Below are 23,389 nucleotides of genomic sequence, written 5' to 3' on the forward strand. Positions count from 1 at the left end.
ATCGTTTACAGTACGTGATTGCCCATTTTTATCCATCTGATACTGTCTTAAACGTAAACATTAAGCTGGTTATTTGCCGTTGGGCGATTAATCCCATCGGCTATGGGTGGCTTAAAGACTGATGCGTTATTTTCGTACGTCGTCCGGGTTCGGGTAGACGCGTCCTGATTAGGGTAACCAGACAGCTGAGACGAGCGGGAAATGCCCTGAACATGATCAGATTTGTCAGGCATGGCGCTATATGACACTGGAGAAACTAGGTTGAGACCAATCATTTTTCTTCCCCCTATTCATCTTCTCTGCCAGTAAAATTTATCTTGCTTATTACTGAGTATAGAACAGTCAAACGGGGGGAATATGTAAGGTTTTGTCTGAAAAAAAACCGCTAACGCGGCCCTCATGAGAGAAAAGGTAAGACTCAAAATCAGCAATGTATTTTTTGATTTGATATCAAAGCGTTATTTGTTTTTCTCCCACGCACGTAGCCGCCCAGCCGCATTTTTATAAGGCGAGGCAGTGTTAAACTGAATCATCCGACCACGCGTCCACTTACCGTACCAACATTCACCATAAAGTTGCGCATCGGTATAGCGCTCAACCAGCGCGATAAGCGCCCGTTTATTCGCGACAAGCCGTGCGACCAGTTCAGACCAATCGGTAATATGGGCAGAGTCCTGATAGAACTTTTGCGCCAGTAAACCAAGCTGATTCCACTGGTAACCCGTCTCGGGGAAATCAATGGATTTACCCTGCTCTTCGTCCTCATGCCATTTCAGCACCAGATTTCCCCAACCCAGCAGATACGCCACCAGATTGGCCGCGCTCATCTGCGTTCCCTGTGCATGCCCTGCCATTTCCGGCAAAAATGCGCGTCCGGCAGGAACGGTCTCGATTTTCTTCATTAACAGCGCAAACTGACTGTTGATTGCCTTGATCAAGGCTTCCTTGCTTTCTGGCACCGCCATCATCTCCCCCCGACTATTCTGCTATCCCCGTCATACTTCAAGTTGCATGTGCGTTGGCTGCGCTATTCTGCACACTTGCGTGTGCCTCGCCCCGTTGGGGCCGCTGCAAGCAGCGTTCAAATCTGCCTCTGGCAGATTTGTCAGTCACCCGAATCACTTACCAGTGTAAGCTCATCGGGATTCCCTCACTTGCCGCCTTCACGCAACTCGAATTATTTAGGGTATACCTTCTTCGTACTGCCGCAAGCTAGTACTGTTTAAACACCCATTATGCACCTAAATAGAACCGGTTCTCAAAAATGACCCAAACAGTACCGACCTGCTTTTTTCGCGCCTATCTTGCTGCTCGATATGCTGGCCGCAGTGGCCAGACGCGACTATGAGCAGCAGCGGGAACGCCAGAAACAGGGGATCGCCAAAGCAAAAGCGGAGGGCAAATACTAAGGAAGAAAGGTTAACCAACATCGCTATGATGCCATTAACCGGCTGCTGGCCAGCGGCAGTTCCTGGAGCTAGGTTCAGAAGACCATCAATTGCAGTCGTGGCACCATTAGCCGAGCGATTAAACAGTGTCCCCCAGTTACAGCCCTCCCCTCTCTTTCCGGGCAGTCTGAGAGTGCTACCGCATTTTCCGTGACAACCACACTGTGGGTGTCGGTGCAGAACGGCAGCAAATTTACCCGTGGGAAGAAAAAGGTCATAGAAGATATTGCCTGGCTGGTTGAGTGCGACTATGACGGAAAGGTGTTGGACAATAACGAGTACAGCCTGATTTTTACATATAGCGATGAAGCCGATTTGAAAGAACAAATCGACCAGCTTTTTGACGAGATTTACCGCACCGCTGAGATACGTAACTGCATGGTCGATGATATGGCGCTAACCAATGATGCGACTAATCAGGGCTGGAATGAATACGATGGAGGTTGGCAATAATTTTCTGAGAGAAGCTTAAACCAAAATTCCCGCCAATTCTAACACTCAAAAAAAATACTCATATACACACAACAAACACATTTACTCATTTGTGTATAATTAAACTCAAATGAGTAAACACACAAATGAGGTTTAGACATGAAAATTATCGCGTTCCTCAACCCCAAAGGGGTCTGGTAAAACGACTGCGGCGATCAACGTCAGTAGCTGCCTTGCCAGTTCGGGTAAGAAAATTGCAGTTGTAGATACAGACCCACAGATGAGCCTGACTAACTGGAATAAAGCAGAGAAAGCAGCATTCGATGTTTACACCTCAGCATCAGAGAAAAACGTTTACCAGGTAAGAAAAGATCTGACTGAATATGACTTTGTGATTATTGATGGTGTCGGTTCTCTGTCAGTTATTACTTCCGCGGCGGTGATGGCCAGCGATCTCATTATCATCCCGGTAACACCAAGCCCTCTGGATTTTTCCGCTGCCGGTTCTGTTGTCACTGTACTGGAAGCCCAGGCTTATAATCGTCCGGTAGAAGCTCGATTCCTCATTACACGGAAAATCGAACAAACCACCATGCTTAACGTTCTGAAAGATAACATTGCTCAGACGGGTATTAAGCCATTTAAAACTGCGATAACACAACGCCAAAGTTACGTTAAATCCGTCATGGAGGGTGAGAGCGTTTTCGATACCAACGATGGAGCAGCAAAGGGCGAGATAGCCATTCTGACGCGAGAAATATTTGAATCATTTGAGTAAAAATTCATATACTCATTTTGGCATATTAAGAGGTTATGTATGGCACTGACTAAACAACAGACATCAAAAACAATGAGTTTCGGTGAGCATCGGGATCTTGAAAAAGTCGTTAATAGCACACCCATGGGAAAGCAAAAGAGAGTCAACGTTAACTTTGATGAAGAAATACATATTCGCTTCAAAGCTGCGTGTGCAAAACAAGGTACATCTATTACTGATGTGATAAAGGACTTGGTTGATAGCTGGCTGAAAGAAAATGACAGTTAAAAAACCCAAATAAATAAAAACACATTAACTCAAAAACACACCTATCCTTACCGAGAACACTGATCTGGTGCATAAACTTTTTATGTGCCAGATCAGTGTTGGCCAAGCCAAGCGCGGCAGCGTGTTTAGATTCACAGTAAATGGCGTTTATGGTTCATCTGTTGGTGCAAAATACGCGCAATCAGAATATCCGTATCACGAACCGTATAAAAAATGGCATGTCGCTGAAATTCAATGCGCATCACACCAGGAACGGCATGGTAGTCACGTCCCATATCTGGCATTCCGGCCAGTGTCTCGAAAAATGCCTCAAGTGCGTCTGTATAATGGTCTGCTTGAGCTTCACCAAATTTCAAGAGCGTATAATCATAAATCCCAGCGAAGTCTTCTGCTGCCCGTTCGGTGAGTTTATACACGATGTCTCAGTTTTCTTTGTGCTGCAATATCCCGCAGTGATAGCAAGCTTTCACCGCTTTCCAGCCCAGCAATAACAGCCTGGCGAATAACTTCATCGTTTGTTTCCTGTTGCTCCAGCAATCGCAGCGCAGAGCGCATAACTTCACTTGCAGAGCCGTAACGGCCACTGTCTATTAATCGACTAATAAACGAATCGAGTTGTTCGCCAATCGTAACGCTTGTTGTTCTGGCCATAACGCCCCCTGTGTTAACTATCAACACAATGATAGGGATACTTGTTCCTGGTGTCAACGAATACACCCAAACGGATTTCCCCCCTTCCTGCTAGACCAGTTTTTTTAGCGTACTTTAATGGTTTAAAAGACGGACTAAGTGGAAGTGAAAATGTTTGGGTTTTATTAGATACTCTTTGGGGTAAAGCGCAAATTGCGCAGGTCGGGGAGGCTATGGCGATGATCCGTGCATTGAATAAAATGACGCGTGCAAGTATGCCAGAAAGTGTACGGATTGCATGAGGTAGTGGCTGACAGGGGGATCTTTTATCTGAATCGGATTTATTCAACAAAGCCCGTCAGGCACAGAAAATACATCCGGAACGCTAGTCAGGAAAGACAAGAAACTGGCAACCGGAAGGTCCGATAACGTTGAATCCAGAACGGGAAAAGCAGGCCGCATAAATTAACTCAGAGTGCCAACTACCTTGACACTTACCGACGGTTAGTTATAACTCATTTGGTTATATAGGAAATACGAGGTATAATTCATGAACGTTATAGCATATGAACATGGCACCGCTGCTGAGTTGAGAAATATCGCTTCTGGCGTTTCAAGCGTTCTTGGGTTTACCAGCATCTCTTTTTACTGAAGTTATGGCTACCGTCCAGTCTGATTCAAGAAAAATAAAAACAAACATAAGAAATAGTGCCAGCGTTACATTATTCATTAATACTTATATTTTTCATTTCTCTCCTGTATTTAAGAAAATCTACCGACAATCAGATATTAAGGAAAACTTGAAAATGACAACCAACATTCCATTTGAACCATTTCTTACTAAGAGTATTCCAGAAGTTATTTTATCTGCAGATGAGAACGTAAGAAAAGATAAGGTAATTATTCGTGAAATTATAAATGATAACTATCCGGATAAAATGTCGGTAGTTTTTGACGTTATCAGACTACCGAAAAAATCATTTATTCATATCTTCTCGGATGATTTTAGTGAAAATTATTATTATACTGAAAGTGATTTTTATACTGACAACGGGTGTGCTGATTTTGAATGCATTCCCATGAGTTCAGGGAAATTTTTTATTCGTATTGTTTATTATGATAGAGTTCAAGGTTTGATTAAATATTCATCCCTCCGGCACTATCAGTCCTACAACACACGAAGCATCATACATAATACATTTAAGCAGGCGGTATGTTATATAGAAATCAATGATTTCTTCTATCAAAAGGGCTTGTCAGTTATGAAAGCTAATTCCGGTTCTGGCTGGAATATCGCCGGGGGACCATATGTTGTGACAAATCATCATGTGGCCGGGGATATGGGAAGTAAACAGCACTTATTGACATATAATTATGAATCCCCCACCTGCACCCCAGAGAATCCTGCTGAGAATAGCTTAAGATTACGGACTAAGGGTGTGGTCGCAACAGGCGGAGGCAGCAGCAGCAGCGCAAATGGTGACTGGTCTTTATATGAGGTAGATAAATTAACCTGGGAGGAGGCCGGAATAGTGCCCCTCTTTGGTGCGCTATCTATGGAGATAAAAGAGAATAATGAACTAAAGAATATGCCTGTATTTATGGCCCAACATCCATGGGGGGCGGTAAAAAGAATAGCGAGTTTCGACGGTGATGGAGAGCCTTGCGTCGTAGTTTCAGCTACAAATGATGTTATCAGATATAATTTGGATTCGGATGGGGGGTCTTCCGGTTCACCTGTGTTGTCGCAAAAAACCGGGGGGGTGATTGCCGAGCACTATGCTGGTGGGGGGGCAAGCAATGTTGGTGTTAATATAAAAAAAGTTTACAATGGAATAAAACATATCTTACCTTCTTCAAACGACCCAAAAGAAGCTGTTATTGGCTTGGGAAAGGTATTGACTCGATCTATAGAATGTATTCCGCACATGGAAAAATTTATAAACATCCCCACTGACGAGGATTTTGTCTTAAAAAGCACATTAAAAGATTCAGCGGGTCGTTTTTATAAAAATGGGAATGACTATATTTTTATTGCCAAATTTAATACACCTGATGGTGAGACAGATTCCATTGTCTTTGAAATGAGGATTGAACATTCTAAAATTTACCTTTTGAAAGTTTATCTGCCAAACCAGAAACTTTTTAATGCTGACAGTTTACTGTTCTCTGGTTGGATGTCTTTCCATGTAAACTCAGAAAAGGATGACAGTAATTTATTTAACCTGATTATTCCATTCACATATGAAGATTATGACCCATTCACTGTTCCTTTTGAACCAACACAAACCGTAACTGTAACAACTGACTCACCGGCAACAACATCAGCAATAACTCATAATTCTAACATTGGATTTGTTGCTGTCAGAACTGGTCAGGGGCCGTTGATCTTAAATAGTAAAACCTCCACGGGTTATACTGTGCTAACAGTCCAGGTTAAAGATGAAATTGGAAATATTGATATCGTATATTTAAGAGGGCAGAGAAAAACGCGGTGTACACCAAACTTACGTCCGATGAATGATTATACAGGTTGTGGCTCATCTGCTGTCCCTGCACAATTGATCGTTAGTTACCACGGCGAGGATAATGCAGATTTACCTGGCGGGCATTGGCTTGGTTTATTACCGATAATGGCAAACCGAAATGATTTTAATGAACCCATTTTAGTAAATATTGATATCTTAAAAAAATAAGAGCTCCGGCAGCGTCCAATTTGCTTCACGTTCATGGTTAGGAAAATGAATCATCGTTTTAAAAATCCCCTGACCATGAACGTTGTTTCTGGGAGCACAATGATGGCGGCGACTTGGTAGGGGTTCTACGGCGGAATCCCAGAAAATTCCGCAGCCAAAATTTAATTATTTATGATAATAAATCAAACTGTTACTTTTTTAGTCTCTCCATTAACAGTACCTCCGCCAGGCGTTACTGGGGTCAGTTTGGATATCGAAAATTATTGTACGTTAAGGTTATTTTTTGTACTCCTAGGCTGCGGTACATCTTGTGTGCCGAGCGGGGTAGGTTCCGATAAACAGTGGGGATGCGTTATGCCCTGCCCCGATTCGGCCAACGGATTTTGGTTCTTTATAAGTATATATACAGAATCAGGTTACCGATCAAACGGCGGCACCGCCTTGTCATCGCTCACGTTTTCAGCGTTGTGCCAGCAGCCGAATCGACGCTTCACGCTCGCGGGGTGACGTTACAGGCGTATGGATGATGAACTCATCCACGCCAAAGCGCTGATGGTAGCTATCCAGACGCTGATGAATATGCTTCGGCGTGCCGTAAAGCACATGACGCGGTTCCTGCACGATACGGAAATCCGTCGCACCCGCTTGCCGAACGAAGTTATCAGCCTGTTCCTGACTGCCTACCGTCAGCGGCGGCTTGTTCTCAATATAAACTTTATAATTATGCTGCGTGCTGGCCAGTGCCTCCGCATCTTCATGACGTTCGGCGGCAATCACCGACAGTGACAGCAGCGTCTGGTCGCTGGCGGGCTTCAACTCCCGATAGCTCAGGAGAGACTCCGTCAGCAGCGTTTCACTCGCGTTAATGAACCCGGCGAACACAAAATTCCAACCCAGTGAGGCCGCTAACCGCGCACTCTCCTGACTGGCACCCAGCAGAAAGCGCTGTGGCGTCTGTTCAGGTAATGGCGTCGCGTTCAGGCGTTCGGCCGTCTCGTCATGGCTGTCGAGAAAGCGGTTTAGCTGATGTAGCTTCTCCGTAAAGGCAACCCGTTGTGTCTCACCGATTTCCTGCTGTAGCGCCCGCGTCGCCAGCGGCAGCCCACCCGGCGCTTTGCCGATCCCCAAATCCACACGCCCGCCCGCCAGTGCGCTGATCACATGGAAATTTTCTGCAACTTTATACGGGCTGTAGTGCTGCAACATCACACCGCCGGAACCAATACGCAGCGTTGTGGTGTGCGCCAATAGCCAGGTGATCAAGACCTCGGGAGACGATCCCGCCAATTCATCGGAATTATGATGCTCGGAAACCCAAAAGCGATGATAGCCAAGCGCTTCCGCCACTTTCGCCAGCGACACGGTTTGCGCCAACGCCTGCGCCGCGCTCATTCCTTCGGCGATGGGGCTTTGATCTAATAAACTGAGTTTATATCCCACGATGTTTCCTTATTTTCAGCGACTATCCGTTAGCGTGCTAGCGCTATTCACAGCAATAAATAGTCATAACAAAAACAACAGCCATAGCAAAAAACAGAATAATAAGAATGTTGCATAAAGGTGTAAAAAATAAATATTAATAACAGATTTTGTTAGCTGAAATATTCATAATAAATGAATACAAAAAAGCGCCATCATAAAAAGACATGAAATATAACCAGATGGTATTTATCCATTGCGTTGCTATCGGCTACCTTTAGCATGTTTAAGTTTTGTTAAGGAGGTGTATTGATATGGCTGAATCTATCCCCTGTTGTGATACGTCATTTGAGCAACAGTTAATTAACTGGCGACGGCACTTGCATCAGTACCCGGAATTGTCCAATCAGGAACACCAAACCACCGCGCACATTACCCGCTGGCTACAAGAGAAAGACATCCGCCTGTTGCCCCTTGCGTTAAACACTGGCGCCGTTGCCGAGATCGGTCACGGCAGCGGCCCGACGATTGCGCTGCGTGCCGATATTGATGCACTGCCGATTGAAGAACTGGTTGATGTCGATTTTCGTTCTCAGCACGCGGGCGTCATGCATGCCTGTGGCCATGATTTCCACACTGCCGTGATGCTGGGTGCTGCCTGTTTGTTGAAAAAACGCGAATCTGTCTTACCGGGTAAAGTCAGGCTGTTTTTCCAACCCGCAGAAGAAGTTTCTACCGGTGCCAAACAGTTCATCCGCGCCGGTGCGCTCGCCGATGTCGCGGCCGTTTTCGGCCTGCACAACGCGCCTGAACTTCCCGCAGGCACCTTCGCTACACGCAGCGGCCCGTTTTATGCCAACGTGGATCGCTTCGCCATTCACATTACCGGCAAAGGCGCGCACGCCGCCAAACCCGAACAGGGAATCGACAGCATCGTCACCGCCTGCAATATCGTTAATGCGCTGCAAACGTTGCCCAGCCGTAGCTTCAGCTCGCTGGAGTCGCTGGTCATCAGCGTCACGCGTATTCAGGGTGGCAACACCTGGAACGTCCTGCCGCAAACGGTAGAGTTGGAAGGGACGGTTCGTACCTACAATGCTGCGATTCGCGCGGAGATACCGGAACGAATAGAGCAGTTGATTGGCGGCATCGCCCTTGCGCTGGGTGCAAAAGCGGAACTGAAATGGTATCCCGGCCCGCCTGCGGTTGTGAACACCAGTGAATGGGCCGATTTCAGCAAGCAAATTGCCCGAGACGCGGGCTATCAGGTAGAAAACGCCGAGCTGCAAATGAGCGGAGAGGACTTTGCGCTGTATCTTCAGGACGTACCGGGCACGTTCGTCAGCATTGGCTCAAACAGCGAATTTGGTTTGCACCATCCTCAATTCAACCCAGATGAAAACGCGATTGCACCCGCCTCTCGCTATTTCGCACAGTTAGCGGAAGCGGCACTGCATCGCCTGAGTACCACGAAAATCACCTCACCACAGGCCGCACTGTCTTCATCGTAATATTTTGATCTACAAATACAATCATCTACAAATACAATCATCTACAAACACAATCACCTCCGCACGATCAATTCGGCGGAGGTGTATTGATTACATTAATCCGATATTAGGAGAGACACGGGGATGAGGTTCCCGCAGGGACGCCTCACCCCGTGGTTGCTCCGGGTATCTCGATCGTCAAACGATCGGGATTAGGTGAGAAAGCGGTATGGGTTAACCCCGAACAGCATGATAACGACGGGAAAAATACACCAGACCATCAGTGCTTTCGCCCTGCTTAATCGCTAATACCCGGCAAATAAAGATATCGTGCGTCGCCGCGCTCACCACCTCTTCCACCTGACAGTCAAACGCTACCAGCGCGTCCCGCAACACCGGAGAACCCGTGTGTAACACGTCCCACTCCGCTGCTGCAAACCGTTCTTCGGTAGACGACGGGCTCCCAAACAGCGACGACAGCGCTTCATGATGGGCCGCAAGCGTATTGATGCACAAATACGTATTCGCCTGAAACGTGGGATACACCGACGAACCGCGATTTAGACACACCAGCAGCGTACCCGGCGAATCACTGACGCTGGACACGGCGGACGCCGTAAAACCAGCCTTACCTGCTGGGCCATCCGTCGTAACGACATTGACCGCCGCGCTCAGCCTTGCCATCGCATCACGAAACGCCTGTCGGTCAACCGTGGCAACCGCCGCAGAGAGAATCGCGTCATTCGCGGTGACGTGTCGTTCAGCTATCAAATCAGACATTAAATACTTCCTTTAGATACGGCGAGAAACATGGTTATTAACATCATACTAACAAAGCAAGCCATATCATAATCTGAAATTTTTGAATTTCATTATCCATTTTTGTTGTTTTACATCACGCCTCGCCTCATCAATAGTGAAAACACACCATTAACGTCTTATTAACCTTTCATTGAATACGTGAATGCCTATTGATGGCTTGTTTATTGGCTGACGGTTTATTGATGGACTGTTTTCACTTTCATGGAAGTTCGTTTAATTAACAATAATTACGCTCAATTAATAATAAGCACATTCAATTAATAAAAGGTTTCTGACAATGAGTAAAAAACAAACATCTGCAAATCGACAATTAAGACTGGGTTTAATATTACAGGGTGCAGCGGGAAATATGTCCGCATGGCGGCATAAAAACGTCGTACCCGACGCCAGCATTAATTTTGGCTTTGTTTTGGATGCGGTAAAAAAAGCCGAACAAGGGAAATTTGATTTTGTCTTCGTGGCAGACGGCCTGTATATCAATGAAAAATCTATCCCCCACTTTCTCAATCGCTTTGAACCGCTGACACTGCTGTCCGCGCTGGCTACCGTCACCACACATATTGGCCTGGTTGGCACACTCTCGACGTCGTATTCCGAACCGTTTACCACCGCCCGGCAGTTCGCCAGCCTCGACCATCTCAGCAACGGCCGCGCAGGCTGGAACGTGGTGACATCGCCGCTGGAAGGATCGGCGAAAAACTTTTCCCGTGAACAGCACCCGGAACACGCACTGCGCTACCGCATTGCCGATGAGTTCCTTCAGGTGGCGAAAGGCCTGTGGGATTCCTGGGAAGACGATGCCTTTATTCGTGACAAAACCAGCGGACAATTTTTCGATCCTGAGAAGCTGCACACGCTGAATCATCAGGGAGAATTCTTCTCAGTACAGGGGCCGCTGAATATTGGCCGATCCGCGCAAGGTCGCCCGATTGTGTTTCAGGCTGGTGCGTCTGAAGACGGGCAAAAATTGGCCGCCAAACACGCCGATGCCATCTTCACCCATCAACACACGCTGGAAGACTCACAGCGCTATTACCGCGAAGTGAAACAGAAGCTGGAAGAAAATGGTCGTCGAGCCGATCAGTTGCACGTCTTCCAGGGCGTCAGCGTGATTGTCGGCAACGACGCGGAAGACGTAGAGCGTCAGTATCAGGAAACCGCGCAGTTGGTGACGATTGAGGACGCCCTCAATTATCTGGGACGCTATTTTGAGCACTATGATTTCTCACAACACCCGCTGGATGAGCCCTTCCCCGATATCGGCGATCTAGGGAAAAACAGTTTCCGCAGCACCACCGATGAAATCAAACGCAACGCGCAGGAAAAAGGCTTAACGCTACGGCAGGTCGCGCTGGAGGCGGCATCACCGCGTCCTGTATTCAGCGGCACGCCTGAGCAGGTGGCGGATGGTTTACAGCGCTGGTTTGAAAACGGTGCGGCCGACGGCTTCATCATTCAGGGCGGCACGCCGGAGACGCTCAACCACTTTGTCGATCGCGTCGTTCCGCTGCTACAACAGCGCGGCCTGTTCCGTCAGGAATATCCCGGCTACACGCTGCGGGAAAATCTGGCGCTGGATTATCCGGTGAATCAATTTACACGCTAGTTCGCGCAACAGGAGGTTCACTGTGAAGCGTTCCCCTTTTATCACGGTAACCCGCGTGGCGGCACTATTGAGTGCCACGCTGGTGGCAAACGTGCAGGCGCAAGACGCGGGATTCGTTAGCCGTATCGATCTGAAGGCCAACCAAACGCCTATTCATACTGGTAAAAATGCTGAGGCCATCGCACAGATCCCGGCTCATTTCAAATTCGTCACGCCGGGTAAGCTGACGATTGCCGTTTCAGCGCTCAGCTCACCGCCGCTGTCGCTGCTGGCTGACGATAACAAAACGCTTATCGGCAGCGATGCCGATATTGCGCGACTGGTAGCCGACAGCCTCGGGCTGGAGCTAAAGCTGGTGCCCGCTTCCTGGGAAGACTGGCCGCTGGGCATCACGGCAGGGAAATACGACGCCGCCATTTTTAATATCGCGGTGACGAAACTGCGCAAAGAGAAGTTCGACTTCGCCACGTATCGCATTGATACGCTGGGTTTCTACGTGAAATCGACCAGCAAAATTACGTCGATTAACAAGCCAGAAGACGTCGCGGGTCTGAAAGTGATTGTCGGCTCCGGCACTAATCAGGAAAACATTCTGCTGGGCTGGGATCGGCAAAACCGCGCCAGTGGCCTACCTCCCGTACAGCCCGTTTACGTCACCGACGATGCCGCCGCCAACCTGAGCATACAGTCCGGGCGCGTCGATGCGTTTTTCGGCCCCCATTCTATCGGGGCTTATAAAGCGGCGCTGACGGGCAAGACACGCATGGTAGGCAAAGGCCCGACGGTCGCTTACGTCGCAGTCACCACGCAGAAAGGCAACGGTTTGGCGCAGCCAATCAGCACCGCCATCAATGGCGCGATCCACAACGGCAGTTATGCACAGGTGCTGGATCGCTGGGGTGAAGACGATGAAAAAATCACGCAATCCGTGGTGAACCCGCCGGGTATCGGCGATTAAGTAAAAAACAGCACACCATAAAGTGACAACGTCACGAAAACCATTATAAATAGTCACCTGCAAGGGAAAAAAAATGCAAAAAGAGATCGCATATTCATCCAACTCACATCGCATGCGTCCATCGCGTTTGACAAGGCTACTGACGGGATCGCTGCTGCTCGGGACGCTGTCTGTCACGACCGGCGCACAGGCAGCCATCGACCTGAAAGCCAATCAGCAGCCGATCCATGCACCGAAAAATGCGGAGGCGATTGCGCAGATCCCGACTGACTTTACATTCGTTACGCCGGGTAAATTCACCGTCGCCATCGCCGCGCTGGGGTCGTCACCGCCGCTGGCGTTTCTGGCCGACGACAACAAAACCGTGGTGGGCAGCGAGCCGGATATCGCCCGACTGGTGGCAGACAGTCTCGGGCTAGAACTGAACATCGTTCCAACCTCGTGGGAAGACTGGCCGCTCGGCGTGGCCTCCGGTAAGTATGATGCCGCCATCATCAACATTACCGTCACCAAAGCGCGCAAAGAAAAGTTCGATTTCGCCACCTACCGCATCGACTCGCTCGGCTTCTACGTGAAATCCACCAGTAAGATTCAGTCCATTAAAGAAGCGAAGGACATCGCCGGGCTGAAGATTATTGTTGGTTCCGGCACCAATCAGGAAGCGGTGCTGCTGGCGTGGGATAAGCAGAATCGCGCTAACGGCCTGCCCGCTTTTCAACCGGTTTATGTCACGGATGATGCCGCTGCCAACCTGAGCCTGCAATCCGGCCGTTCCGATGCCTATTTCGGCCCCAACGTGATCGGTGCCTATAAAGCAGAGCTGACGGGCAAAGTTAAACATGTCGGTACGGTCAACGGCGGTTACCCCAACGTCGCCCATATTGCGGTCACCACGCGCAAAGGCAGCGGGCTGGTACAACCGATTAATACCGCGCTGAACGGCGTAATTAAAAGCGGCGAATACGACAAGGTATTGAACCGCTGGGGAGAAAGTATCGAACGTATTGACCATTCAGAAATCAATCCGCCAGGACTGGGCGATTAATACCGCTCATGGCTATCGGGACGCCATGATCGACACGCCATGGTTGCCGATAGCCCCTATACGCTAATGAATCAGGAGTACCCCATGTCCGACGACATTTTCATTGTTACCCAGCCCGAGGATCCTATCGTGGCCCCGATTATCGACGGCCTGTTCGCGGAATATGAACAGCGCTATGGCGATTTTTTTGGTGAGCGGGAAAGCGATCCGCCGGGCATTTACCAGCAGCCGTACGGTATTTTTATTGCGCTGCTGCGTCATGGCGTACCGATTGCCACCGGTGCGTTTAAACGCTACGACAGCACCACTGCCGAAATTAAGCGGGTATGGACGGATAACTCGCTGCGCCGTCAGGGACTTGCGGGGAAAGTGATGCAAGAGTTGGAACAACACGCCCAGCGATTAGGCTACCAGCATTTTTTCCTGACGACCGGTTTCCGCCAGCCTGAAGCGGTGAGTTTATATCTGAGCCACGGGTATACCCCTCAGTTCGATATCACCGTCGATCCGGTGACCTACAGCATTCCACCTTACGACGGGCGTTTACCGTTTAAGAAAGCCCTGTTCGCCACGGCGACGCCACAGGTTGCACGGCAAACGGAAGTCGAGCTTATCACCCGCCATTTGAAAGTGTGTTGACCCTTGCGCACGGTAATAGCCTTATGCACTAACAACAAAACGCTATTTTTCAGCATCACCTTCAACGGGTATCGATCATGACGCAATCTCTACACACGTCTTCTCAACAACCACCGCTGAGCCAGACACAGGAACCGCCGTTGAACATTGTTCCTGCGCGTTACCCTTTTCGCTTTGCTGGTGCGCTGTTTTCGCTGTTTATTTTTGCTGGGATTATTCAGTCAATCGCGCTGAACCCGCGCTGGGAGTGGTCGGTCTTTGCAGAATGGTTTTTTAATCCGGTGATCCTTGCTGGACTAGGGCAAACGCTGCTGTTAACCGCGCTGGGTACGTTATTCAGTATTTTTTTCGGCACCTCGCTGGCGCTGGCCCGGCTTTCGCCGTCTTATTTGCTTTCCACGCTGTCGTGGCTGTATATCTGGCTGTTCCGATCGCTGCCGCTGATTCTGGTGCTGATCATTCTGTACAATTTTTCGTATCTCTATGACGAGCTGGCGCTGGGGATTCCCTTCACCTCCATCGTCTTCCTAAACTATCCGACGATAGATCTCCTGGATCAATTTTCCGTTGCCGTACTTGGCCTGACGCTGGTGCAATCCGCGTATACGGCGGAGATTATTCGCGGCGGTATTCTTGGCGTGGATGCGGGTCAGTTTGAAGCCTCTGCGGCACTCGGCCTGCCCAGCGGTCGCCGCACCGTGCGCATCATTCTGCCGCAGGCGCTGCGTTCGATTCTGCCCACCGGTTTTAACGAGATCATCAGCCTCGCTAAAGGTACCTCAATTGTCTACGTGCTGGCGCTGCCGGAGCTGTTTTATACCGTTCAGGTCATCTACAACCGTACCCAGCAGGTTATTCCGCTGCTGATGGTCGCCACCATCTGGTATCTGCTGATCACCACGGTGCTATCCGTCGTCCAATACTACGTAGAACGCTATGTGTCCCGCGGTGCGGTGCGTGAAATGCCGCCAACGCCGCGCCAGAGACTCGTCCGTTTCCTGACACGCAAGCGCGCACGTTAACCCCCAGATTCTGGAGATTCACCATGTCTGAAGCTATCGATTATTTTGCTCATGCCCGCACCACCGCCCAGCCACAGGCAGAAAACGCTCGTGGGCTGATCGAAATCCGCAATGTAGCGAAACATTTCGGTCAGCACAAAGCGCTGGAGGATATCAATCTGACGCTGGCTCCCGGTTCCGTCACCGTGATCCTTGGCCCATCTGGATCAGGGAAATCGACGCTACTGCGTACCATTAATCACCTTGAGCGCGTAGACGAAGGGTTTATCCGCATCGACGGCGATTACATCGGCTACCGTCGCAAAGGGAATACGCTCTATGAGTTGAAAGAAAAGGACGTGTTACGCCAGCGCATCAACGTCGGCTATGTATTCCAGAATTTCAATCTGTTTCCCCACCTTTCCGTGTTGGAAAACATCATTGAAGCCCCGCTGGCGCATAAGCTGTATTCGCGTCAGGAGGCAGAAGATATTGCCTTTACCCTGCTGGAAAGCGTCGGGCTACGCCATAAAGCCCAGTCTTATCCCCGTCACCTTTCCGGCGGCCAGCAGCAGCGCGTCGCGATTGCCCGCGCGCTGGCACTTAAGCCAAAAGTGATGTTGTTTGATGAACCGACGTCCGCGCTCGATCCCGAGCTGGTCGGCGAGGTGCTGGATGTGATCAAATCACTCGCCCGCTCCGGCGTGACGCTGGTCGTCGTCACACATGAAATCGGCTTTGCGCGCGAAGTGGCAGACCGTGTGGTGTTCATGGTAGATGGCAAAATTGTCGAAAGCGGGGATTCCTGGCAGGTGCTAAACCATCCCCGTCACCCGAGAACGATCAATTTTTTGAATAAGGTGTTGTGAGGAAAAGAGAAGGTTATTCATCGATGACATACTCATTAGGCTCGCTACGAGTGAGCCTAATGAGATCGTGCGTAAATGATTATTTTGCTAACAATGTCTCAGTATATGGACTGCTATAAACCTGAACCATTACGCTTTTATCGGTATCAAACGTCGCAACTGTTATGACCTCATTAGAACCAAGCGCTCGCCAGCATTCAGCCTCAACATCGCAATGTGCCTGCTTCTCATAACCAACCGATGTCAGATAGCTTTGGATCTCGCGGGTATCATCCGTACCAGTGAAATTCACCGTCCATACTTTAGCCTCTGGCCCCGCTACGTTCGAAAAACTGAAGTCATAATGATGTGTAATACGTGGCATGTTTTTCAGAATATCGGGGGTATAGAACGCATATTCCCTTTTATCCAGTTCGGTATAGCGTGCACTGCCAGCAAAATTCATTTTGATATAAGGCCATATAGAGCCGACCACAGCAACACTACCAATAATGCCGAGTACGGCAAAAACTTTCAGCGGCTTACTCATAGCCCTAATGTCCTGTTTTTCGCTGAGTCGATAAAAAACCGCCCTTTGAAGCGGCGGCTTTACTGCCATCCAGTATTTCGTAGCGCTTACTCATCCTTAAGTTCCCTGAAGATAAACAATGAATTATCCTCTTAAGGCCGTATTTTACACAATTTGCTCAAGCAGTAGAATCGCCATGTCGCCACGCTGCGCCAGTTGACGAATGACCACGCCGACCCCTTTACAGTCGCTCATGCAGATGTAGCACTTATCTGTGAACTCGATGAGCAATGGGGCTTTGTCGGGCAGCACTGGCTCTGGTATGCATACAACACCAAAACAGATGACGTTCTGGCTTATACGTTTGGACCGCGCACGGATGACGCCTGCCGCGAACTTCTGGCTCTGCTGGCGCCGTTTAACATCGGGATGATAACCAGTGATGACTGGGACAGTTATGCCAGAGAAGTACCGAAGAATAAGCATCTGACAGGAAAAATATTCACTCAGCGTATTGAGCGTAACAACCTGACATTGAGGACGCGTATTAAACATTTGGCTCGTAAAACAATCTGCTTCTCACGCTCGATTGAATTGCACAAAAAAGGAACAACCGTGCGCCATCGCGGAGCACGGTTGCAAAAAAGAGTGGGTCACTGATATACGGATAATACTACTCTCAGGCGATCTTTTTCGCGTCCTGCTGCGCCAAAATTGACAGTTCTGTCGCCTTGAAGATATGCACTTGCGACATCGCGGTTTCGGTACGCTCACGGCAGTCACGAAGAAAATCTGGGAAAAAGGGGCGTTCGACGCTGCCTGCGGGGGTGAAGCGCTGTTCGCCCTTGCCATTCACCAGATAAACGACGTTGCTTTCTCCGCGCGTTAGATCGACATATTTCCTGATTTCGATATAGCCCTCCGTCCCTAGTATCGTCAGACGACCGTCGCCCCAGACGCTCAGCCCATCCGGTGTAAACCAGTCACAGCGGAAATAGCCGGTTGCCCCATTGTCGCCCAACAGCATAGCATCGCCAAAATCCTCAAATTCTGGCTGGTGTGGGTGGTGATAATTCGCCGTTTGGCTGGTCACCACTCGCGCATTGGTATTGCCAGTAAAATAGAGAAACTGTTCAATCTGGTGGATACCGATATCGCAGAGAATCCCACCGTACTGACGCTTTTGATAAAACCAGTCAGGCCGCGCGCCGCGTTCACGGTGTGGGCCAACGCCGATTGTCTGAATCACTCGCCCGATTTCACCCCGCTGCACCAGTTCACCAGCAAACAGCGCGCTATCCACATTGATTCGTTCATTAAAGTACACGGCAAACTTGCGGCCGGTTTCCGCTACACGACGTTGGACGGCATCCAACTGCTCCAACGTGGTCAGCGGCGGTTTGGCGGTGAAGAAATCTTTGCCAGCATCCAGCGTGCGCAGCGCCAGTTCGGCTCGGTCACAGGGAATGACCGCACAGGCAATAAGATCGATAGACGCGTCGGCAATCAGCTGTTCCGCAGAGTCAGAAAAAGGAACGGCGGGGAAAAGCGAGATGAATTTTTCCCGATGATTAAGATCGGACTCGAACACGCCGACCAGTTCCGCGCCCGCATCAACCAACTGCCGACACATGTCATAAATGTGGTTGTGCGCTAATCCAATCGCTGCAAATCGCATCTTTTTCATCTTCACTTCCGCCGATATCGTCATGCCGAACGATTACAATAAGGCGGAAACCGAGCGGACTAAAGACAAAAGCCGCGTAACGCGTTAGAATTTTTCCTGTTTTTTTAACATATCCACATTTTCCGCAACGTAACTAAAGATAACCATGAAAAGAAAACGTATCCTGATCCCCCTCATCATTTTAATCCTGTTTGTGCTCTATCTGAATCGCGATGCGTTGAATCCCTTTGCGCCGGACTGTAAAAACCTCCCAGCGAATCAACCAAAGCCCGAAGAGTGTAAAAAACCTGTGAAAGAAGTTGCACCTGGTTTTGAAATTTAACGTTTTTAAATTTAAGGCTTTAAAATTTAAGCTGGCGCATTAGCGCGGTTTGGGAATATTGAACTGATCGCCTGAAGATCGACGGGCGGTTTGGGTTCCGCAATGAGTGAACGGCCTGCAACGTTCGGCACCGCAGGCAAAACACGTCGTAGTCCGTTCAGTGGAAACCTGCGGCACATTCGGCGACGCATCGCCAAAATCGATTGAACGCGAGCCTGACCGCATCGCTGGCGATACGTACTGCTGTCCACCCGGCCGACTCGCCTCGGTATTATGCTGTGCAGTCGAAGACGCGGCACTGCCCCAACGGCTTCCGCCCTCAATACGATTGATCATTCACGTCCCCATTCTGCTGTTGTCAGGCTTAACAAACGGATCTCCCGCGTTATCCGAACACAGAAAGGCCTGCAAATTTGCCGATCGCGGTATGACGGGTATGGAGATGAGTGGCGTAAAAATACGATAAGTTCCTGACGATATTTAGGGGCGTTTGATGGTTATTGGCAGCTTATTCATTTTTATGGAAATCGCTTTCCACAGAATATTCTCGGAATGATGGCGGGAATAAGTCAGATAACAGGTTAACGGTTGTTCAATTACATATCATTATCATCAATAATGTTCAAGATATATCTCCTACGGCCTGACAACCCTGATCTCCGCGACACCTATTCCTGACTCTTACAATAATCAGACGAAATGATTACAAAAAATCTCAAAGAGTAACCAAATGTGTGATCGGCACAAATGAAACATCGTTTCCTTTTCACCATAATGCTACACAATCTAATTATCAAGTTTACTGATAATTAGATTAACCAGTAAACGGCGGGAATTATCAACACTCACTCATCAGCATAAGTCATTTCGCTGATTGAAATACTCATCAGCCACGTCGTATATAAGGAGTCATCGATGCATTGATAGCAAGCTGATTTACCAGGGAGAAAGCCCTGCCTGACATTATAAATGGCGTCATCATCATTCCTGGTGATTCTATTTTTACGCCCAAAAAATGACATCAACTGTCTGGTTTTAAAGATAGAGACTGCGCTCGTCAATAATATTATTTATTCATCAAAAAAGAGAAAGATAGAATGAAAGTATACACACGTAACCTACTCATCGTTTGTGCCGGATTCACACCTTTCCTCACTCAGGCAGAAACCGACGGCAAAACCACTTTCCAATATGAACATAATTGGAAGACAGAAGACCGCCGCCACTCAGACTCCATTAAGCTCATTCATAAGAAAACCAACGGTTGGTCGTATGAAGTCAAATTCAGCACATCAGCAGGCGGGAATGCCAACTACGACGTTGCCTATGATGACATGCAGGGCGGCTCTGGCGGCATGGTGATCGGGAAGGACTTCAAGCTAAGCAAGGCCGCCACCTTAACGCCTAGCTTTGAATTCTCCATCGGCAATGCCACCATGATGTATCAACCGGGGCTGAAATATAACTACCGCATTAACAGCGACTGGTCTACTTATGGCCGCTACCGCTATGAATATAAAAAGCCCTCTCGCAGCTCACGCTATTCGACTATTTCCACCTCTGACAAATATGGTTACGCAGGGGAATCTTATTTATCAAAATCCGACACTGGTCGTCATCGTCTGGATGCAGGGGTAACGTATTCCGGCTTGGATAATATTAACCTGACTTACGTCTTTAACTACTACATCGGTGATAACACCACAAAATCGTATAAATATAGCAAGGGTGAATTCACGGAAAGAGAATACGCGGTTTACGATAATGGGAAAAAGGATTATGAACATCAGTTCAAAGTTCAATATAAGTTAAACAAACAGCTAACTCCTTACATTGAGTATGATGACATTAGCCAATCCAGCACATCATCAAGCCGTCAGGGGAAAATCAAAGTTGGTTTCAACTACGTTTTCTAAGAAACACAGAATTTTATAAAAGAAATACGCCGTATTTCGTGCCGTGTTGATGAAGAAAATGAATTCATGAATGAATTTTGTCTATCAGCGCACAGTTTTCATAATTAACGATCAATATTAATGGTGCCCATAATGAAAAAACGCTACCTTGTGGCCGGTATTCTCTTTGCCCAAATTTATGCTATTTCCGCGTCAGCCTCTGATACCAAACTCAGCTATGAACATAGCTGGGGAACCATGAATCGCTATCACGGTGATGAAATTGGTATGCGGCATTTTATGGATAATGGCCTGTACGTTGGCGTTGAGTTGAATTTTTATAATAAGAATAAAGATCTGACCATCGATGATGTCGTCTCTAATTCTTATGCTTTTTATACCGGCTATGCCTACAGCTTAACGCCTGAATTAACCCTGACGCCTAATCTGGAAGCACGCTTCTATTCCGGCGGCACCAGCGGTGAAGGCACGGTAGGTGACATCGGCGCTAGCCAGAGTTCCGGCGCCCGCTATACGCCAGGTTTGAAACTGACCTGGGCGGTTACTGATAAGACGGATCTTCATGCGCAATATCGCTACGACCTCAGAAAAATCACCCGCAGTAAACGTACCAGCACGGATGATGACACTCACCGTCACCGCTATGAAGCGGGCGTTGCCTACAAAGGTTTCGACAATTTCACGCTGGCGTACACCGCTTACTACTATCACGCGGATTACGTGCTGCAAAACAACAAAAAACATGACTATCAACAGGATTTCGATGTGTCTTACACCATCAACGACAACTGGACAGCCCACGTTGGCGTTGAAGATGTCGCCAGCGGGCGCGATGTGAAATCGCGTGAAGGGAAAGGAAAGGTCGGCTTCACCTATACGTTCTAACAACGGCTTACCTTTCTAACAGCAGCTTACTGCTATGCCATCTTTCTCGGGGATCCTGTTCATCAAGCGGGATCCTTTTATTACAAGCATGAATCATCACAGGTAAATAAAATGAAAAGATTTGCGCTGTCGCTCCTTGCGGGTCTGGTCGCTTTACAGGCCAGTGCCGCGACGCCTGACCGCCTCACCATCGTCAATCAGTATGTGGATAACGTGCTGACCAAAGCCAGCGACCACTATCACGGTCAGTCGCCTACACCATTACTTGCTGATGGTGTCGATCCTCGCACGGGCAAACAAATGGAGTGGATCTTCCCCGATGGTCGCCACGCCGTGCTATCCAACTTTTCCGCGCAGCAGAACCTGATGCGCGTGCTGGTCGGGCTCAGTAACCTGAGCGGGAACCCCAGCTATAAGCAACGTGCCGAAGCGATTGTGAAATACCATTTTCAACATTATCAGGATGAGAGCGGCCTGCTGATTTGGGGAGGCCACCGTTTTGTAGATCTAAAAACGTTGCAACCGGAAGGCCCCAGCGAAAAAGAGATGGTGCATGAGCTGAAAAATGCCTATCCCTACTACGATTTGATGTTCAGCGTCGATAAAGACGCAACCGCACGCTTTATTCGCGGTTTCTGGAATGCGCACGTTTATGACTGGAAGATCATGGAAACCAGTCGCCACGGTAAATACGGGCAAAAAATAGGTGCGCTCTGGCAAAGTCCGTTTGAGCAACAGCCGCCCTTCTTCGCCACCAAAGGCCTCAGCTTCCTGAATGCGGGGAACGATCTGATCTATTCCGCATCACTGCTGTACAAATACAATAAAGAAGACGGCGCGCTGGTCTGGGCAAAACGTCTGGCACAGCAGTATGTGTTGCCACGGGATAAAGCGACCGGACTCGGCGTGTATCAGTTTACGCAGGCGCTGAAGCGCGATGAAACTACCGACGATGCCGATACGCATTCCAAATACGGCGATCGCGCCCAGCGTCAATTTGGCCCAGAGTTCGGCCCCACTGCGCTGGAAGGCAATATGATGCTGAAAGGACGCACCAGCACAATCTATTCCGAAAATGCGCTCATGCAGCTCCAGTTGGGTAAAGATTTAGGTGCGGAAGGCAAAGAACTTCTGACGTGGACAACCGATGGCCTGAAAGCCTTTGCCAAATATGCCTATAACGAGTCGGATAACACATTCCGTCCGATGCTGGCTAACGGCAAAGATCTCTCCAACTACGTTCTGCCACGTGACGGTTACTACGGCAAAAAAGGCACCGTGATCAAGCCTTATCCTGCAGATAATTCATTCCTGCTTTCCTATGCTCGCGCCTATACCGTGTTACCGGACGCCGAGCTGTGGCGTGTCGCACGCGGCATCGCTCGCGCACAGGGGTTGGGTGAGTTAGGTTCAGCACCGGGTAAAGACGTTAAAGTGGATCTCGCCACCAAGAACAACGATCCTTACGCCCTGTTCGCGCTGCTGGATCTGTATCAGGCTAGCAAAGTGAAAGACTATCTGTCGCTGGCGGAAAAAGTGGGCGATAACATTATCAGCACGCGTTATCAAAACGGCTTCTTTATGGCCGAGCCCAACAGACAATATGCCGATGTCGATACCATCGAGCCTTATGCCCTGTTAGCGTTGGAAGCTGCGGTGCGCAATCAGCCACAGTCCGTTGCACCGTTCCTGAATGGTGCCGGCTTCACCGAGGGTGGCTACCGTATGGAAGATGGCTCAACACGTGTGTCCACTCGCGATAACGAGATCTTCCTGTTGAACGTTGGCGAAACCTTGAAACCCAACAACAAGAAATAAACGTTACGTTCCAACAAGCCAATGGCGGTTCGCTGCCATTGGCAACTTACTCATAAAATTGGACACGGTAACTACCTTGAAAGTTATCGATACCAGGTAGCCCCGTCGAATTTTCAGCTCTCTATTACTATTTTTGGTTGCCTACAATTAAAA

General features: G+C 48.8%; 23 protein-coding genes and 3 pseudogenes. 18 read left to right on the forward strand and 8 right to left on the reverse strand.

Annotation, left to right across the window (positions count from 1 at the left end; all coding sequences use genetic code 11):
• Nucleotides 1-458: 458 nt before the first annotated feature.
• Nucleotides 459-965 (reverse strand): ClbS/DfsB family four-helix bundle protein, encoded by a 507-nt coding sequence (locus K7X24_RS02615; RefSeq protein WP_224552752.1) that lies wholly within the window; start codon nt 963-965, stop codon nt 459-461.
• A gap of 327 nt (nt 966-1,292) precedes the next feature.
• Between K7X24_RS02615 and K7X24_RS22065 the strand changes: the two are divergent.
• From K7X24_RS22065 to K7X24_RS02630, 4 genes and pseudogenes are all read left to right on the forward strand, one after another.
• Nucleotides 1,293-1,478 (forward strand): annotated as a pseudogene (locus K7X24_RS22065) (resolvase); the annotation flags it as partial.
• 120 nt (nt 1,479-1,598) lie between these two features.
• Complete coding sequence (locus K7X24_RS02620; protein ID WP_224552754.1) at nt 1,599-1,901, forward strand: hypothetical protein; 303 nt, start codon at nt 1,599-1,601, stop codon at nt 1,899-1,901.
• Nucleotides 1,902-2,039: 138 nt separating this feature from the next.
• Nucleotides 2,040-2,658 (forward strand): annotated as a pseudogene (locus tag K7X24_RS02625) (AAA family ATPase).
• A 39-nt stretch (nt 2,659-2,697) separates the two neighbouring features.
• The gene (locus K7X24_RS02630) at nt 2,698-2,925 is read left to right on the forward strand and encodes a plasmid partition protein ParG (protein ID WP_224552756.1); all 228 of its coding nucleotides are present in this window, start codon (nt 2,698-2,700) and stop codon (nt 2,923-2,925) included.
• Nucleotides 2,926-3,056: 131 nt separating this feature from the next.
• Here the strand turns inward: K7X24_RS02630 and K7X24_RS02635 are convergent, their stop codons facing one another.
• Complete coding sequence (locus K7X24_RS02635; RefSeq protein WP_032490867.1) at nt 3,057-3,341, reverse strand: type II toxin-antitoxin system RelE/ParE family toxin; 285 nt, start codon at nt 3,339-3,341, stop codon at nt 3,057-3,059.
• A complete protein-coding gene (locus tag K7X24_RS02640) occupies nt 3,334-3,576 on the reverse strand; it encodes a type II toxin-antitoxin system ParD family antitoxin (protein ID WP_224552758.1) in 243 nt (80 codons plus the stop codon). Before K7X24_RS02640 ends, K7X24_RS02635 begins: the two co-directional genes overlap by 8 nt.
• A 50-nt stretch (nt 3,577-3,626) precedes the next feature.
• Between K7X24_RS02640 and K7X24_RS22135 the strand changes: the two genes are divergently transcribed.
• Nucleotides 3,627-3,857 (forward strand): hypothetical protein, encoded by a 231-nt coding sequence (locus K7X24_RS22135; protein WP_411909727.1) that lies wholly within the window; start codon nt 3,627-3,629, stop codon nt 3,855-3,857.
• 504 nt (nt 3,858-4,361) lie between these two features.
• A complete protein-coding gene (locus tag K7X24_RS02650; protein WP_224552760.1) occupies nt 4,362-6,251 on the forward strand; it encodes a trypsin-like serine peptidase in 1,890 nt (629 codons plus the stop codon).
• Between the two features lie 459 nt (nt 6,252-6,710).
• Here K7X24_RS02650 and K7X24_RS02655 read toward each other — a convergent pair whose 3' ends face one another.
• Entirely contained in the window at nt 6,711-7,691 is a 981-nt protein-coding gene (locus K7X24_RS02655) for an LLM class flavin-dependent oxidoreductase (protein ID WP_224552762.1), read from the reverse strand.
• 293 nt (nt 7,692-7,984) lie between these two features.
• On the opposite strand from K7X24_RS02655, the gene K7X24_RS02660 reads away from it, so the two are divergent.
• Nucleotides 7,985-9,181: a M20 peptidase aminoacylase family protein gene (locus K7X24_RS02660; protein ID WP_224552764.1), complete on the forward strand. Its 1,197-nt coding sequence runs from the start codon at nt 7,985-7,987 to the stop codon at nt 9,179-9,181.
• Nucleotides 9,182-9,394: 213 nt separating this feature from the next.
• On the opposite strand, the gene K7X24_RS02665 is transcribed toward K7X24_RS02660, so the two are convergent.
• Entirely contained in the window at nt 9,395-9,940 is a 546-nt protein-coding gene (locus K7X24_RS02665; RefSeq protein WP_224552766.1) for a flavin reductase, read from the reverse strand.
• 319 nt (nt 9,941-10,259) lie between these two features.
• On the opposite strand from K7X24_RS02665, the gene K7X24_RS02670 reads away from it, so the two are divergent.
• The 6 genes from K7X24_RS02670 (at nt 10,260) to K7X24_RS02695 (ending at nt 16,100) form a co-directional block, all read left to right on the forward strand.
• The gene (locus K7X24_RS02670; protein ID WP_224552768.1) at nt 10,260-11,588 is read left to right on the forward strand and encodes an LLM class flavin-dependent oxidoreductase; all 1,329 of its coding nucleotides are present in this window, start codon (nt 10,260-10,262) and stop codon (nt 11,586-11,588) included.
• A 22-nt stretch (nt 11,589-11,610) separates the two neighbouring features.
• Nucleotides 11,611-12,546: an ABC transporter substrate-binding protein gene (locus tag K7X24_RS02675; RefSeq protein ID WP_224552770.1), complete on the forward strand. Its 936-nt coding sequence runs from the start codon at nt 11,611-11,613 to the stop codon at nt 12,544-12,546.
• A 73-nt stretch (nt 12,547-12,619) separates the two neighbouring features.
• On the forward strand, nt 12,620-13,591 hold the full coding sequence (locus K7X24_RS02680; protein ID WP_224552773.1) for an ABC transporter substrate-binding protein: 972 nt from the start codon (nt 12,620-12,622) through the stop codon (nt 13,589-13,591).
• Between the two features lie 84 nt (nt 13,592-13,675).
• The gene (locus tag K7X24_RS02685) at nt 13,676-14,230 is read left to right on the forward strand and encodes a GNAT family N-acetyltransferase (protein WP_224552775.1); all 555 of its coding nucleotides are present in this window, start codon (nt 13,676-13,678) and stop codon (nt 14,228-14,230) included.
• 77 nt (nt 14,231-14,307) lie between these two features.
• Entirely contained in the window at nt 14,308-15,252 is a 945-nt protein-coding gene (locus K7X24_RS02690) for an amino acid ABC transporter permease (protein ID WP_224552777.1), read from the forward strand.
• Nucleotides 15,253-15,275: 23 nt separating this feature from the next.
• Complete coding sequence (locus K7X24_RS02695; RefSeq protein ID WP_103940254.1) at nt 15,276-16,100, forward strand: amino acid ABC transporter ATP-binding protein; 825 nt, start codon at nt 15,276-15,278, stop codon at nt 16,098-16,100.
• 79 nt (nt 16,101-16,179) lie between these two features.
• On the opposite strand, the gene K7X24_RS02700 is transcribed toward K7X24_RS02695, so the two are convergent.
• A complete protein-coding gene (locus K7X24_RS02700) occupies nt 16,180-16,629 on the reverse strand; it encodes a hypothetical protein (protein ID WP_224552779.1) in 450 nt (149 codons plus the stop codon).
• Between the two features lie 225 nt (nt 16,630-16,854).
• Here K7X24_RS02700 and K7X24_RS02705 point away from each other — a divergent pair.
• Nucleotides 16,855-17,268: pseudogene (locus K7X24_RS02705) on the forward strand (IS1 family transposase); the annotation flags it as partial.
• A 19-nt stretch (nt 17,269-17,287) separates the two neighbouring features.
• On the opposite strand, the gene K7X24_RS02710 reads toward K7X24_RS02705, so the two are convergent.
• Nucleotides 17,288-18,295 (reverse strand): Gfo/Idh/MocA family protein, encoded by a 1,008-nt coding sequence (locus K7X24_RS02710; RefSeq protein WP_224552781.1) that lies wholly within the window; start codon nt 18,293-18,295, stop codon nt 17,288-17,290.
• Between the two features lie 145 nt (nt 18,296-18,440).
• Here K7X24_RS02710 and K7X24_RS02715 point away from each other — a divergent pair, with 145 nt between their 5' ends.
• Complete coding sequence (locus tag K7X24_RS02715) at nt 18,441-18,617, forward strand: hypothetical protein (protein WP_010285665.1); 177 nt, start codon at nt 18,441-18,443, stop codon at nt 18,615-18,617.
• A gap of 39 nt (nt 18,618-18,656) precedes the next feature.
• Here K7X24_RS02715 and K7X24_RS02720 read toward each other — a convergent pair whose 3' ends face one another.
• Nucleotides 18,657-18,953: a hypothetical protein gene (locus K7X24_RS02720; protein ID WP_224552783.1), complete on the reverse strand. Its 297-nt coding sequence runs from the start codon at nt 18,951-18,953 to the stop codon at nt 18,657-18,659.
• Between the two features lie 761 nt (nt 18,954-19,714).
• Between K7X24_RS02720 and K7X24_RS02725 the strand changes: the two genes are divergently transcribed.
• The 3 genes from K7X24_RS02725 (at nt 19,715) to K7X24_RS02735 (ending at nt 23,236) form a co-directional block, all read left to right on the forward strand.
• On the forward strand, nt 19,715-20,533 hold the full coding sequence (locus K7X24_RS02725; protein WP_224552785.1) for an oligogalacturonate-specific porin KdgM family protein: 819 nt from the start codon (nt 19,715-19,717) through the stop codon (nt 20,531-20,533).
• Between the two features lie 132 nt (nt 20,534-20,665).
• Nucleotides 20,666-21,418, forward strand: coding sequence for an oligogalacturonate-specific porin KdgM family protein (locus K7X24_RS02730; RefSeq protein ID WP_224552787.1), 753 nt, complete (start codon nt 20,666-20,668; stop codon nt 21,416-21,418).
• 111 nt (nt 21,419-21,529) lie between these two features.
• Entirely contained in the window at nt 21,530-23,236 is a 1,707-nt protein-coding gene (locus tag K7X24_RS02735; RefSeq protein ID WP_224552789.1) for a pectate lyase, read from the forward strand.
• The last annotated feature ends 153 nt before the right edge of the window (nt 23,237-23,389 follow it).

It is taken from the genome of Pectobacterium versatile (assembly GCF_020166435.1).
Classification (GTDB): Bacteria; Pseudomonadota; Gammaproteobacteria; order Enterobacterales; family Enterobacteriaceae; genus Pectobacterium; species Pectobacterium versatile.